The sequence below is a fragment of the Rhodococcus sp. CX genome (assembly GCF_015865005.1).
In the GTDB taxonomy this organism is placed as follows: domain Bacteria; phylum Actinomycetota; class Actinomycetes; order Mycobacteriales; family Mycobacteriaceae; genus Rhodococcus.
Genome location: NZ_JADZGH010000049.1, coordinates 13,920 through 26,813 on the forward strand (window position 1 = coordinate 13,920; position 12,894 = coordinate 26,813).

The following is a 12,894-nucleotide window of genomic DNA, read 5'->3' on the forward strand; positions in this document are numbered from 1 at the left end:
AGGTGGGACACCGCTACTACGAGCGGCTGATTCCCGGGGAGGACGTCGTAGCGCAGTCGCGGCAGAGACAGACCCGCGAGTCCATGATCGACTTGATGACCGAAGTGATCGAACGGGTCAGCGGCTTCCGAAGCGGATATCTCGCCGTCCTCGAACTCCGGCTCGAGGCGACACGGCGACCCGAACTGCAGGCCCTGCTCACCGAGCGGGTGCGAGCCGATCTCGACTTCAACGTGGCCAACTACCGGGAGTCCGGATTGCCCGGAGGCGAGGACGCCGTCGTGCTGCTGTACCTCGCCTTGAACTGGCTGATCCTGGAGCGCCTCACGCTTCCGGGAATCTTCGACGAGAAGCGCGCCGCCGAGCTGGTGCGGACCGCCGTCGAGCGCGCAATTCCCGCTGACGCGTGAGGCGGAAAGACGGCCCGGATGTTGGTGGACGTCACACTTCGCTTAAGTTCGAGTGATGAGCAATGAGAACGGTGCTGCTCCCCAGTGGTTCGTCGACGCCCTCGCTGCTCCCGTGGAAACGGGCAAATGCACGGTGTCGGGCGCGACGATCTTCTACCGAGCGTGGGGTGATCCGGGGCAGGCCGGCATCGTCCTCGTCCACGGCGGTATGGCCCATTCGGGCTGGTGGGACCACATCGGGCCGCAGCTCGCCGAGTCCCGGCGCGTCGTCGCGCTGGACCTGAGCGGACACGGCGACAGCGACCACCGCGACCACTACGGTCTCGAAACCTGGACGGACGAGGTGCTCGCCGCCGCGGAAGCCGGCGGGATCGTCGGACCGCCCGTCCTGGTCGGGCACAGCATGGGCGGCATCGTGTCGTTCGCGGCGTCGCACCGGATGGGGGAGCGTCTCGCCGGTGTCGTCATCCTCGACTCGCCGATCCGCGATCTCACCCCCGAGGAACTCGAGATGCGCATGAAGGCGGCGCGGCCGGCGGGTCCACCGAAGGTGTACCCGACCGTCGAGGATGCGGTCGCGCGCTTCCGTCTCGTTCCGCCGCAGGAGCATGCCGAGCCGTACGTGTTCGATCACATCGCCCGCGGCTCGCTGAAGCCCGTCGACGGCGGGTACACCTGGAAGTTCGACGCCATGCGGATCGGTCGGGAGACGCGGAGCAGTCTCGAGGAGATGACCCCGCGTTGCCCGGTCGTGTACTTCCGCAGCGAGCACGGCATCGTCGACGACGCCCTGTACGCCCAGTTGCGGGAGCTGTTCGGTCCCGACGCGGTGATGACCGTACTGCCCGCGGCCGGTCACCATCCGATGTTCGACCAGCCGCTGTCCGTCGTCACGGCGGTGCGCACCGTGCTCGCCGCCTGGAAGCGATAGCCGGAACCCCGCCCCGCCGCGTGAGAACCCGGGGAAGGTCGATCAGAGCGACCTGGGGGAGTCGCCGTCCTCGACCGGGACCGGTCGCCGGCGCTCGCGCAGCACGTGACGGGCCGCCCAGTCCAGGCAGAAGCCGAGCGCACCGATCACGACGATCACGGCCATCACCTGGTCGTAGGCGAGCTGATCGCGGGCGTTGAGGATCTGGTAGCCGAGTCCGGATCGGACGCCGAGCATCTCGGCGGGAACGAGCACCACCCACGCGATGCCGAGGGCGACGCGCAGACCGGTCTGCACCTGTCCGCGGATCGCGGGCAGCACCACCGATCTCAGCTGTTCGAGGCGGGTGGCGCCGAACGACCGGGCGACGAGCAGATGTCCCGGATCGATGCCGTGGACGCCGGCGGCGGTATTGATGACGATCGGCCACACCGCCGCAGCGGCGATCAGGAAGAACACCGGTTGGTGTCCGATTCCGAACAGCGCCACCGCGATCGGAGCCCACGACAGCGGTGAGATCATCCGCAGGAACTGCACCACCGGCATCGACGCCCGCTCGACGACCGGGTTCAGTCCGATGAGCAGCCCGAGCGGGATCCCGACCACCGCGGCGATCAGCAGCCCCACCAGCAGCCGCCACATGCTCGCCGCGATATCCGGCAGCAGCACCCCGCGGGAGATCAGATCCCCGAGAGCGGGCACCACGTGCTGCGGTGCGAATTCCCGGACCAGCGAATCGGATCCGGCGACCACGGTGGTGAGCAGCCACCACACGAACACGGCGACGGCGATCGCGGCGAACGGGGGCCACCACGCGTCCCGACGCGGACTGACGGGGGCACGGGAAGCGAGCGCGGTGGTGCTCACGATGGATCGACCTCCTCGATACGGGTGAGATCTGCGGGCAGACCGAACGCGGCGGTGCCGTCCACCCGGACCAGGGAGGTCCGCACGAAGCGGTCGTCGACCAGGTCGGCGTGCACGGTCGCGGGATCGAGACGCGACAGGAAACGGGTGTCGCCGTCGACGACCGTGTCGTGCATGGCCAGCGCCAGCGCCTCGGTGAAGCTCGGGAACGGGAACGGCTGATAGCCGATCCGCTGAGGATGCCACTGCGGGTGCCGGATGGTTCCCGGCGGCTCGGGGTAGGTGAGCGCGCGGGTCACCGCGGGCAGTGGCTGCGGCAGATAGCCGGCGGTCAGGGCTTCCGCGGCGGCGCGGCGGTCGGTGCCGATCCGCAGCTGCGCGGTCACAAGGGAATCCGAGACCTGCTGCACCACCGTCGGATTGCGGTCGATGAGGTCCTCGTGCACGAGCAGCGCGCAGCACGCGTGCTCGCGCCACACGTCGCCGAGGAACCGATGGATGCGGCCGATGCCGCGCAGGTCGGCGGCGGCGTTGAACGGGTCCGCGACGGTGAACGCGGCGATCGAGCCGTTCGCGAGCGCCGGAATCATGTCGGACGGGCTCATCACCACCAGCTCCACGGTGCCGGCCGACTGCGACGCGGACTGCCGGATCACCGGGCGCAGGCCGTGGGCGCGCAGCATCTGCTGGACCGTGATGTTGTGGATGGACCACCAGAACGGGATCGCCACCTGTCGTCCCGCGAGCTGCCCCAGTTCGGTGATGTGCGGGGCGACGGTGAGCGCGGACCCGTTGGTGTGGTTCCAGCCCAGGACCCGCACCGCGCTACCCAGCGAATACCGCAGCTGCAACGCCATCGGCATGAGCAGATGGACAACGTCGACCTGGCGGGTGACGAACGCTTCCGCGAGCGAGGCCCAGCTGCGGAACAGCACGGGGCGGACGTCGTCGACGACGCCCGGGGCGAACAGCCCGGCGTGATGTGCCACGAGCAGGGGAGCGGCATCGGTGATCGGCAGGTAGCCGATGCGCAGTCGGCCGCTGGTGTTCGTGCGGTCCGTGCTCGCGGCCCGGCCCAGGTCGAGAAGGCCTGCGACGCCACCCGCGGCGGCGAGACCGACGGCGCCGCGCAGCAGCGTCCGTCGGCCGATGTTCGTGCTCATGCGATTTCGAGTGCGGTGTCGCGGTAGCGGGCGAGGATCTCGGTGCGCAGCCGCTGCCGTTCGGATTCGGTGATTCCGTCGTGGTCCAGGTGCCACTGCTGTTGCACCCGGCCGCCGGACCCCAGCAGGGCGATGCGATCGGCGAGACTCAGCGCCTCGTCGATGTCGTGGGTGACCAGCACCGTGGTGAAGCCCAGGTCGCGGGCGAGCCCGCTCAGCCAGTCCTGCAGATCCGCGCGGATCGCCGGGTCGAGCGCGCTGAACGGCTCGTCGAGCAGCAGCAGCCGCGGCCGCACCGCGACGGCCCGGACCACCGCGACCCGTTGTGCCTGACCGCCGGAGAGCTGGTCCGGGTAGTAGCCGGCGAGACCCGCGAGACCGAACGTGTCGAGCAGTTCGTCGGCGTACGCGGGGTCGAAACGGTCGCGATGGGCGGCGAAACGTCCACCGAATGCGACGTTCTCGCGAACGGTGAGCCACGGCATCAGGAGCGGCTGCTGGAACACCACACCGGTGTGCGGGCGGGCCGCGTCGTCGGATTCGGGCCAGGTGACCGCGCCTCGGTCGAGACGGTCGAGACCGGCGACGATGCGCAGCAACGTGGACTTGCCGCTACCGCTGCTGCCGAGCACCACCAGGAACTCGCCGGTGTCGATGTCGAGGTCGACCCCGTCGAGAACGGGTTCGGTCCGGCCGGGAAAACTCTTGTAGCCCTGTACTACTCGTACTGCGAGAGTTCCCACCGAAGCTGTCCTTCCGACGGCGATTGAATGGGCAGGAAGGCCGCTTCGCGGAAGCGGCGATTGGTTGCGCTCGCGGACGCGTAGCCGGCGCCGCCGCGCAACGTCGACTCGAGCCGCGTCGCCTCGACCGCGACGAAGGAACCGTCGAGGCGCAGCCGCAGCAGATCGGCCGGGGCCACGGACGCCGGAGCGCCGGCGTACTCGTAGAGACGGTCGCGGAGGTTGTCGAAGCGGTCCCGCAGCGCGTGGTACTCGTCGACGAACAGTGCGCCGAGTCCGGTGGTACGAGAACAGGATTCGTCGAGCGCGGTGCGAGAGATCCCGACGCAGAAGGAGGTCTGCAACAGTAGGAAGGTGGGGCGGACGGCGCCGCAGAACGAGCGGAGCTCGTCGGTGACGATCTGGTCGTGCGGAACGTGCACCCGGTCGAACGTCAGGGAGGTCGATGCGGTCGCGCCGAGGGCGAGCAGGTCCGGCCGCGGATCGATGCGGATGCCGGGGCTGTCCGCGCGGACCGCGGCGACGACTCCGCTGCCGTCGGCGGTGCGCGCCGGGAAGACGATGAGTGCATCGTCGAATACGTTGGATGCCCAGTGGATCGGACCGGACACCACCAGACCGTCGTCGGTACGTTCCGCAGCGAGCGTGAGATCACCCAGGCCGGCAAGATGTTTCATTGCCGCAGCCATGGCGGTGACGCCGACCCGCCGGCCTGCGCCCAGGTCGTCGCGGAACTTCCCGCGCAGCGTCGCCGGCGCGCGGTCGATGTACTCGAGGGCCATGCGCTGTGCCCACAGGGAGAAGCCGACCGCGAGAGATTCGGCTGCGACGTCCTCGATGACCGCGACCATGTCCCGTAGTTCGCCGCCGTCGAGTCCGCCGGTGAGAAGACCTGATTCGCCGATCCGGGCGAGATCGATCCGGGTGTCGGTTTCCCCGCGATCCAGCGCGGCAGCGCGATCGCGCACGAATTCTGCGATCGCCCGGCGCTGTTGCTCGTCGGTTCGTTCCATGGCCGCGGTCATCGGGTTCCTACCCTTCGAGCGAGTGGATGCGGTCGATCGGAGTGCTGACGGCCTCGCGGGCGCGAACGACCGCGGCTTCGTCCGGAGCGTTGTAGAAGCACAAGCACTTGTCCATGTCCTCGCGGACGTAGGTACGCAGGAAGCTCACCTCGGGAACGTTCGCGTACTTGGGGGAGTTGGCCTTCTTGCGGGCCAGGTAGGTGTCCATGTCGATCGTGTCCGGGATGTCCCACTCGACGAGATAGCCGGCCTCGGGACGCGCTGCCTTGATTTCGTCGAGATCCGCGCCGACCAGACGAACTTCGTTGGGGCCCACGATCTCCGCGACGTCGAGCTGGGCGGCTTCGAGCTGGGCTGCGCGGCAGGCGTCGAACTCGGCGATCGCGAAGACGCGGGCGCCACCGGTGGTGACCTGCGATTCGATGAGTTCGCCGCCGGCCGCGGCGACCTCGGCGTCGAACGCCTTGATCGCGGCGTCGGCCTGGCCGTCTGCGGGCACGAGTTCGTACAGGTACAGGGACATGAGGGCACCTTCCGGTGAAACGGGGATGGGGTGTGTCGCTGCGCCGGCACCCGGGCACGGTCGACGTGCGTCAGGGCCCGAGAACGGGCGGGGCTTCGCCGGTCAGCGGTGAATGTGACAACACGCGGCGCCGGCCACGCGCACGAGGTCCACGTGCAGGCGGCGGGTCAGCTGGCGGTGGGTCACGAAGCTCACCGTACATGTAGACAGACCGATCTGTCTATTGCGAGGGTCGGTTAGGCTCGACGGCGTGACAGTCTCCACCCACACCGAGTCGAACACCGGCCGGAACACCCGCACCGGCAAGCCCGGTCCTGCCGAAAGACTCCTGGAGACGGCGACGGCGCTCTTCTCGGAACACGGCATCCGGGCCGTCGGCATCGACCGCATCCTCGCCGAATCGGGGGTCGCACGCGCCAGCCTGTACTCGTCCTACGGATCGAAGGACGCGCTGGTGCTCGCCTATCTGGATCGGCTCGACGGCCGGGACCGTGCCCGGTGGGAAGGTGCGGTCGCCGGTGTGCAGGATCCGATCGTCAAGATCCTCACCTTCTTCGACCTGGCACTCGCGTCGGCGCCCTCGAAGGGTTTTCGAGGATGTCAATACTCCAATGCCGCAACGGAATTCCCGGAGGAATCGTTTCCGCCGGTGGTCGCGCACCGGGAGTGGCTGCGGCGCACGCTGGTCGAACTCCTCACGGCGGCCGGCGTCACCGAACCGGATGCCCTCGCCCTGCGGATCCGATTGATCTACGACGGCGCGCTCGCCGGGTCGAAGCTCGAGCACAGCGACGCGCCGCTGCGACTGGGGCGCGAGATGGTCGCGGAGTTGGTCGGTGCTGCCCCCGCTACTGGTGCCGCCCCCGCTACTGCGGGGTGAGAGTGCTGCGCCACTTCTCGTAGGCGGCGTGCTCGGCCGCGCGCCGCTGCTTGACCCGGTCGTTCTCGAGGTCGCCGGGCAGTCCGTTCTTCTCGAGCCGGCGCGTGCGGTTGTGGGCCATGTAGGCGACGGAGAAGAACAGCGACAGCATCATGCCGAGTCCCGCCGTGCTCAGGCGGAGCCAGATCGGCCCGGGGAGCAGTAGGAAGGCCGCGTAGACCGGGAGGAACGGGACCTGGCTGCGGATCATGTGGCGGAGGACGGCGTGGTCGCCGACCAGGTCGTTGCGGACCCATTCGCGCATCGAGGCGGGTAGGGGGCGTCCGAAGGCGTAGGCGGTCCACTGGACGGGGCCGGGGCGAGTGCGCATGTGCCGTTTCGCTTCCTCGTGTGTCGTCACGATCGGTCGAGATCGAGCGTACACATATAAGTAGCGCACTAACTAATCGTGCGGTCCAAATCTCTCCGATCGCGGGGAAGGCGGGAGTGGGACGAGTCCTGTACGGCCCCAGGAACCTGTTCTATATTGCGACCATGTACGAGTGGTCCGACACCGACCTCATGTTCCGCGACGCTCTTCGCGGCTTCATCGAGAAGGAAATCCGCCCCCACGTCGATGAACTCGAGAGCGGTGCGCTGCCGCCGTACGACATCATCCGCAAGATGTTCGCGGCGTTCGGCATCGACGAGATGGCCCGGGAATCGCTGGCGAAAGCCCTGGCCCGCGAGGAAGCGGGGGAGAGCGCGCCCGCCAAGTCCGGCGGGATGGGCGGCTCGCCCGGAATGGCGGCGCTGCTCAACATCGAGATCGCCGGTGTCAGCCTCGGTCTCGTCGCGTCGATGGGCGTGAGCCTCGGCCTGACCGCCGGCACCATCCGCAGCCGCGGCACCCTCGCCCAGAAGAAGCGCTGGCTGCCGGAACTGGTCACCATGGAGAAGGTCGGCGCGTGGGCGATCACCGAACCGGACTCCGGCTCCGACGCATTCGGCGGGATGAAGTCGACCGTGCGCCGCGACGGCGAGGACTACATCCTCAACGGCCAGAAGACGTTCATCACCAACGGCCCCTACGCCGACGTCATCATCGTCTACGCGAAGCTCGACGAGGGGGACGCGACCGTCGATCGGCGGGATCGCAAGGTCCTCGCGTTCGTGCTCGACAAGGGCATGGAGGGGCTGACGCAGAGCGCCCCGTTCAAGAAGATGGGCATGAACTCCTCGCCCACCGGCGAACTGTTCTTCGACAACGTCCGCATCACCCGCGACCGGCTGCTCGGCGAAACCGAGGAGGGCGGCAAGAGCGACGGCAAGGACAGCGCGAAGGAATCGTTCGCGGCCGAACGGATCGGCATCGCCTATCTCTCGCTCGGCATCATCGAGCAGTGCCTGAAGCTGTGCACCGCGTACGCCAAGTCCCGGAAGCTGTGGGGCAGGGAGATCGCGCAGTTCCAGCTCATCCAGCTCAAGCTGGCCGAGATGGAGGTCGCGCGCATCAACGTGCAGAACATGGTGTTCAGCGCGATCGAACGCGCCGCGGCCGGCAAGCCGGTGAGCCTGTCGGAGGCGTCGGCGATGAAGCTGTACTCCTCGCGTGCCGCGACCGAGGTGGCGATGGAAGCGGTGCAGTTGTTCGGGGGCAACGGCTACATGGCCGAGTACCGCGTCGAGCAGCTCGCGCGCGATGCCAAGTCGTTGATGATCTACGCGGGAAGCAACGAGATCCAGGTGACCCACATCGCGAAGGGCCTGCTCGCCGAATAGTTCTGCCCCGGAGAAAATCTGCACTGCGACTGCCGAATCGGTTAGTGTCATCCGGCATGAGTGAGATTATGCCGTTCGCGGCGACGGTCGATCCCGATCTCGCCGCGGCCCTGGCGCAGCTACCCGACCTGCGCCTCGAGAATCTGGAGGAGGCTCGCCGCACCTTCGACGAGTTGATGTCCGGGCTCGGTCCCGCGGACACCTCGGGCGTCGCCGTCGAGGAGTGGCTGGTCCCCGGTGCGCCCGGTGGTCCGGAGATTCCGGTCCGGTTGTTCGTGCCGGACGCCTGTCCGGACGGGAACTTCGGATCCCGGGCGGTCGTGCTCGAAATCCACGGCGGCGGCTTCGTGCTCGGCTCGGCCGCGCAGAGCGACGCACTGAACTCGGTGATCGCGCGGCGCACCGGGGCAGTCGTCGTCTCCGTCGACTACCGGCTCGCCCCCGAGCATCCGTACCCGGCCGCGGTCGACGACTGCTACGCCGCCCTGACCTGGATCGCTTCGAGTGCAACGCATCTCGACATCGACCCGGACCGGATCGTCCTGGTCGGCGATTCCGCGGGCGCCGGCCTGGCCGCCAGCGTCGCTCTGCGCGCCCGGGACCTCGACGGCCCGCCGATCGCGCTGCAGGTTCTGCTCGAGCCCGAACTCGACGACCGGCTCCAGACCGCCTCGATGCGCAGCGGCACCGACACGCCCGTGTGGGACAACACCAAGGCAGCGCTGAGCTGGCGTCACTATCTGGGCGAGCAGCCGCCGACCGGGGAGGCGGTGCCGGCGCGGCAACAGGATCTGTCGGGACTGCCGGCCACCTACATCACCGTCAACGAACTCGATCCGCTGCGCGACGAAGGGCTCGAATACGCCCAGCGCCTTCTGCAGGCCGGCGTGCGCGTGGAACTGCACCTCTGGCCCGGCACTTTCCACGGATTTTCTCTGGTTCGCGGAGCAGCGGTAACCCGTCGCGCAACCGCGTCCTTGTGTGATTCGATCATTCGCGCCACTGCGCGTACTGCGGTGCTCGAGACCGACTAGAACGAAGACTTTTGGGGGGATTCGATGGGGGTTGTCAGTGGAAGTACGCCGCCCGTGCGCGTGATTCCGGCGCGCGAAATCGGAGCACCGGTCGACGGTGCCGCCAGGCAGGACGACGCGCCGCCCGCCGTGGACGGGCGCCAGGCACGGGCCGAGCGGACCCGCCGCGCGATCGTCGAGGCGCACATCTCCCTGATCGGCGCGGGTGAACTCTCGCCGACGGGGGCGCAGATCGCGGACCGGGCCGGGGTGTCGCTGCGATCGCTGTGGGGGAATTTCAACGACCTCGAGACCCTGTTCGCAGCGACGGGAGCCGAGGTGCTGCGTCGCCAGAACACGATGATCGAGCCGATCGACGCGGACCTGTCGCTGGAGGAACGGATCGAGACGTATTGTCGGCAGCGTGCCCGGGTTCTGGAATTCGTCGCCCCCTTCGCCCGGTCGTCGGAGCTCCGGGCGCCGTTCTCCCGCGAACTGCAGCGCAACCGGGTGCGGTACCTGCGTGGCGTGAGTTCGGAGATCGAGGCGTTGTTCGCCCGTGAACTCGCCGGAGGCGATGTCCCCCGCCGCGGGGAGGTGCTGCAGGCGCTGGGCATCGCCGTCACCTGGCCGACCTGGGTGTCGCTGCGTGACGTGTCGCGACTGTCGATTCACGAGGCGACGTCGGTGATGACGCGGATGGTTACCGCGCTGCTGACATCGGACTGATCACACCGCGTCCGCCCCCGCCGGGAACGCCGTCGCCGGCCCCGCCCCCGAGATGGATCGGGGCGGGGCCGGTTCGGTGTGGTGGGTCGAGCAGTCTTGCAGGGGATCCCGCCACCCCGAGCGGATGGTTTCCGAATCTGCTGCACAACAGTCGGATTCGTGCCGCCCGACCAGGGGACTACCGAGGATGCGGTCGCCGGGCGCACTCCCGGAACGGCGGCCTATTGACACTTCGAGTGTTGTCGCTCACAATCGGAATCAATGAAGTTGACATGACTGTCACGTCACGAACAGACCCCTGGAGGAAGACCATGCCCGTTCCTGCGATGCGTGAACTCGGCGAGAAGGTGCGCAACTGGGGGCGGTGGGGCTCCGACGACGAGCGCGGTACGACGAACCTCATCACCCCGGAACGCCTGGTCGCGGCGGCAAAGCTGATTCGCACGGGTGAGATCTTCGAGCTGGGGATCCCCCTCGACGGCGACGGGCCTCAGCCCGGCGGCGCCCGCATCAACCCGATCCGCCTCATGTCCGAGAACGGCCAGGAGCAGGTCCTGCCCGGCGGATTCAAGTGGGCCGACGACTACGTGTTCATGCCGCTGCAGGCCGGATCGCAGTACGACGCGCTCTCGCACGTCCAGTACGACGAGCAGATCTACAACGGTCATCCCGGCACCGGCATCACCGTCAAGGGCGCCGACAAGTGCGGCATCCATACGCAGTCCAAGGGTATCGCCGGCCGCGGCGTCCTCCTCGACATCGCCCGCCACCGCGGCGTCGACTGGCTGGAGGCGGGAACCGCGATCGGACCGGACGAACTCGACGCGGTCGCCCGATCCCAGCAGGTGGAGGTCGGGCCGGGCGACATCCTGCTCATCCGAACCGGTTGGCATGCAAAGTTTCTCGCCGAGCGCGACCCGGCGTCGTACATGGCGGGGGAACCCGGCCTGTCGCTCGCCTGCGCGCAGTGGCTCCGCGACCGCGACGTCGCCGTGGTCGGCGCGGACAACTGGGCCGTCGAGGTCATGCCGGGGGAGAACCCGGGTGCGTTGTTCGAACTGCACATGGTGCTCATCCGCGACATGGGCATGACGCTCGCCGAAATGCTCAACTTCGAGGAACTCGCCGCGGCATGCGCGGCCGACGGTGTCTACGACTTCTTCTACGCGGGACCGCCCCTGCAGTTCACCCGTGGCGTCGGGTCGCCGATCAATCCGCTCGCCATCCGCTGAGCGCCACGGTCGCTCGCACAATCCCCTCGACCTCAGGAGAACCCCCGACATGCTGCTCAGCGACATCGTCGAGTACGGCGCACGCAAACATCCCGACCGGATCGCCCTCCGATTCGAGAACGACGTGGTCGACTTCGGCGAACTGCGCGACCGAACCCGGAGACTCGCGAATGCGCTTCTTGCCGTAGCGAATCCGGGTGACCGGGTCGCGATCCTCTCGACGAACTGCACCGAGTACTTCGACTGCTACTACGGCGTCCCGATGGCCGGAATGGCGCTGACCATCCTCAACTTCCGGCTCCATCCCGAACAGATCGTCGCGCTCGTCGAGCACTCCGGGGCGTCGGTGCTCGTCGTCTCCGAGGAATTCGCCGAGGTCGCCGCAACGGTCCGGGAGCGCGTCCCCTCCGTCCACACGATCGTCGTCATCGACGGTTCCGACGAGGACACCTCCTGGGAGTCGTTCGTCCGCAACGCATCGACGGAGCCGCCGGTGACCCGGCCGTCCCCGGACGACATCGCGTGGCTGGTCTACACCAGCGGCACCACGGGAATGCCCAAGGGCGTGGCGATCAGCCACCGGAACCTGCTCAGCGGCATCACGTCGTCGGCGCTCCACTGGAACCTGCCCGAGGGTACCGTGTTTCTGTTCTGCTTCCCGCTCTGTCACGTGGGCGGCTACGTGACGCTGCTCAACCACCTGAACGGCAACACGGTCGGGATTCTGCGTGCCTACGACAACGCGACCTTCCTCCGGACGGTCGAGGAGTGGAAGGTCACGCAGACCGGACTCGCTCCCACCATGATCAACTTCCTGCTGCAGGATCCCGCGCTCGACGAGCACGATCTCGGCACGCTCGAAGCGATCGGGTACGGCTCGTCCGCCATCCCCGCAGCGGTGCTCCGCGAAGGCCTGGACCGGCTCGGCTGCGATTTCTACCAGGGAATGGGCATGACCGAGCTGGCCGGCAACGTCCTCCATTTCGACGAGGCGTCGCATCGCCGGGCCGCGAACGGCGAGCCCGAACTGCTGGCGGCCGCAGGAAAACCGATGCGACTGGCGGACATCCGCATCGTCGACGACGCGATGAACGATGTTCCCCGCGGCGAGATCGGTGAGATGATCGTGCGCGCGGACCAGGTCATGTCGGGATACTGGAACGATCCCGAGGCAACCGAGGCCGCCTTCACCGACGGCTGGTTCCACACCGGTGATCTGGTGCGGCAGGACGCCGAAGGCTTCGTGTACATCGTCGACCGCAAGAAGGACCTCATCATCAGCGGCGGCGAGAACGTGGCGTCCCTCGCGGTCGAGCAGGCCCTCTACCGCCACCCCGCCGTCGCCGAAGCCGCCGCGATCGGCGTTCCGAACGAAACCTGGGGCGAAATCGTCTGTGCCGTCGTAGTTCTCCGCGAAGGAGCCGACGCGAGCGCCGACGACATCATCGCGAGCTGCCGCGAGCATCTCGGCGGATTCCAGGTGCCGCGCCGCGTCGAGTTCGTCGACACACTCCCCAAGAACGTGACCGGCAAGATCCTCAAGCGCGACCTACGGGATCGCTTCGCACCTTCCCCGGCCTGATCGGCCCCCACCGGATCGGCGGCAGCTCGCGATGA

At 68.1% G+C, this 12,894-nt stretch carries 15 protein-coding genes; 8 read left to right on the forward strand and 7 right to left on the reverse strand.

What is annotated here, in order from left to right; translation table 11 throughout:
• Together I0Q12_RS04940 and I0Q12_RS04945 are read left to right on the forward strand one after the other, a co-directional pair.
• Positions 1–410 (forward strand): TetR/AcrR family transcriptional regulator (locus tag I0Q12_RS04940; protein WP_197250887.1); only part of this gene is annotated, 410 nt, incomplete at its 5' end.
• A gap of 55 nt (positions 411–465) precedes the next feature.
• Positions 466–1,341 (forward strand): alpha/beta fold hydrolase, encoded by an 876-nt coding sequence (locus I0Q12_RS04945; RefSeq protein WP_197250888.1) that lies wholly within the window; start codon positions 466–468, stop codon positions 1,339–1,341.
• A gap of 42 nt (positions 1,342–1,383) precedes the next feature.
• On the opposite strand, the gene I0Q12_RS04950 is transcribed toward I0Q12_RS04945, so the two are convergent.
• The 6 genes from I0Q12_RS04950 to I0Q12_RS35055 all read right to left on the reverse strand — a co-directional run bounded on the left by I0Q12_RS04950 (position 1,384) and on the right by I0Q12_RS35055 (position 6,028).
• Positions 1,384–2,208, reverse strand: coding sequence for an ABC transporter permease (locus tag I0Q12_RS04950; RefSeq protein WP_197250889.1), 825 nt, complete (start codon positions 2,206–2,208; stop codon positions 1,384–1,386).
• Positions 2,205–3,371, reverse strand: a complete 1,167-nt coding sequence (locus tag I0Q12_RS04955; protein ID WP_197250890.1) for an ABC transporter substrate-binding protein — start codon at positions 3,369–3,371, stop codon at positions 2,205–2,207. The genes I0Q12_RS04950 and I0Q12_RS04955 overlap by 4 nt, the downstream gene beginning before the upstream one ends.
• Positions 3,368–4,114 carry an ABC transporter ATP-binding protein gene (locus tag I0Q12_RS04960; RefSeq protein ID WP_197250891.1) on the reverse strand — a complete coding sequence of 249 codons (747 nt, stop codon included), beginning with the start codon at positions 4,112–4,114 and terminating at the stop codon, positions 3,368–3,370. The genes I0Q12_RS04955 and I0Q12_RS04960 overlap by 4 nt, the downstream gene beginning before the upstream one ends.
• On the reverse strand, positions 4,090–5,139 hold the full coding sequence (locus I0Q12_RS04965; RefSeq protein WP_197250892.1) for an acyl-CoA dehydrogenase family protein: 1,050 nt from the start codon (positions 5,137–5,139) through the stop codon (positions 4,090–4,092). The genes I0Q12_RS04960 and I0Q12_RS04965 overlap by 25 nt, the downstream gene beginning before the upstream one ends.
• 7 nt (positions 5,140–5,146) lie before the next feature.
• Positions 5,147–5,662, reverse strand: coding sequence for a DUF4242 domain-containing protein (locus I0Q12_RS04970; RefSeq protein WP_197250893.1), 516 nt, complete (start codon positions 5,660–5,662; stop codon positions 5,147–5,149).
• Between the two features lie 102 nt (positions 5,663–5,764).
• The gene (locus I0Q12_RS35055; RefSeq protein WP_368862567.1) at positions 5,765–6,028 is read right to left on the reverse strand and encodes a putative leader peptide; all 264 of its coding nucleotides are present in this window, start codon (positions 6,026–6,028) and stop codon (positions 5,765–5,767) included.
• Here I0Q12_RS35055 and I0Q12_RS04975 point away from each other — a divergent pair.
• Positions 5,913–6,542 (forward strand): TetR/AcrR family transcriptional regulator, encoded by a 630-nt coding sequence (locus I0Q12_RS04975; protein WP_248675148.1) that lies wholly within the window; start codon positions 5,913–5,915, stop codon positions 6,540–6,542. The genes I0Q12_RS35055 and I0Q12_RS04975 overlap by 116 nt on opposite strands.
• Here the strand turns inward: I0Q12_RS04975 and I0Q12_RS04980 are convergent.
• Complete coding sequence (locus I0Q12_RS04980; protein WP_197250895.1) at positions 6,529–6,912, reverse strand: DUF5313 family protein; 384 nt, start codon at positions 6,910–6,912, stop codon at positions 6,529–6,531. The genes I0Q12_RS04975 and I0Q12_RS04980 overlap by 14 nt on opposite strands.
• 164 nt (positions 6,913–7,076) lie before the next feature.
• On the opposite strand from I0Q12_RS04980, the gene I0Q12_RS04985 reads away from it, so the two are divergent.
• The 5 genes from I0Q12_RS04985 (at position 7,077) to I0Q12_RS05005 (ending at position 12,859) form a co-directional block, all read left to right on the forward strand.
• Complete coding sequence (locus I0Q12_RS04985) at positions 7,077–8,303, forward strand: acyl-CoA dehydrogenase family protein (protein ID WP_197250896.1); 1,227 nt, start codon at positions 7,077–7,079, stop codon at positions 8,301–8,303.
• 56 nt (positions 8,304–8,359) lie between these two features.
• Positions 8,360–9,337: an alpha/beta hydrolase gene (locus tag I0Q12_RS04990; RefSeq protein ID WP_197250897.1), complete on the forward strand. Its 978-nt coding sequence runs from the start codon at positions 8,360–8,362 to the stop codon at positions 9,335–9,337.
• A 54-nt stretch (positions 9,338–9,391) separates the two neighbouring features.
• The gene (locus I0Q12_RS04995) at positions 9,392–10,045 is read left to right on the forward strand and encodes a TetR/AcrR family transcriptional regulator (RefSeq protein WP_231610022.1); all 654 of its coding nucleotides are present in this window, start codon (positions 9,392–9,394) and stop codon (positions 10,043–10,045) included.
• A gap of 311 nt (positions 10,046–10,356) precedes the next feature.
• Positions 10,357–11,277 (forward strand): cyclase family protein, encoded by a 921-nt coding sequence (locus I0Q12_RS05000; protein WP_231610023.1) that lies wholly within the window; start codon positions 10,357–10,359, stop codon positions 11,275–11,277.
• A 49-nt stretch (positions 11,278–11,326) separates the two neighbouring features.
• Positions 11,327–12,859: a long-chain-fatty-acid--CoA ligase gene (locus I0Q12_RS05005; RefSeq protein WP_197250898.1), complete on the forward strand. Its 1,533-nt coding sequence runs from the start codon at positions 11,327–11,329 to the stop codon at positions 12,857–12,859.
• Positions 12,860–12,894 lie beyond the last annotated feature (35 nt).

What these genes read in the sequence shown, in the direction of transcription:
- I0Q12_RS35055 (WP_368862567.1), bottom strand. Translation starts at nt 6,028, where the DNA reads ATGCCGTGTTCCGAGAAGAGCGCCGTCGCCGTCTCCAGGAGTCTTTCG.
- I0Q12_RS04980 (WP_197250895.1), bottom strand. Translation starts at nt 6,912, where the DNA reads ATGCGCACTCGCCCCGGCCCCGTCCAGTGGACCGCCTACGCCTTCGGA.
- I0Q12_RS05005 (WP_197250898.1), top strand. Translation starts at nt 11,327, where the DNA reads ATGCTGCTCAGCGACATCGTCGAGTACGGCGCACGCAAACATCCCGAC.
- I0Q12_RS04970 (WP_197250893.1), bottom strand. Translation starts at nt 5,662, where the DNA reads ATGTCCCTGTACCTGTACGAACTCGTGCCCGCAGACGGCCAGGCCGAC.
- I0Q12_RS04965 (WP_197250892.1), bottom strand. Translation starts at nt 5,139, where the DNA reads ATGACCGCGGCCATGGAACGAACCGACGAGCAACAGCGCCGGGCGATC.
- I0Q12_RS04945 (WP_197250888.1), top strand. Translation starts at nt 466, where the DNA reads ATGAGCAATGAGAACGGTGCTGCTCCCCAGTGGTTCGTCGACGCCCTC.
- I0Q12_RS04985 (WP_197250896.1), top strand. Translation starts at nt 7,077, where the DNA reads ATGTACGAGTGGTCCGACACCGACCTCATGTTCCGCGACGCTCTTCGC.
- I0Q12_RS05000 (WP_231610023.1), top strand. Translation starts at nt 10,357, where the DNA reads ATGCCCGTTCCTGCGATGCGTGAACTCGGCGAGAAGGTGCGCAACTGG.
- I0Q12_RS04990 (WP_197250897.1), top strand. Translation starts at nt 8,360, where the DNA reads ATGAGTGAGATTATGCCGTTCGCGGCGACGGTCGATCCCGATCTCGCC.
- I0Q12_RS04955 (WP_197250890.1), bottom strand. Translation starts at nt 3,371, where the DNA reads ATGAGCACGAACATCGGCCGACGGACGCTGCTGCGCGGCGCCGTCGGT.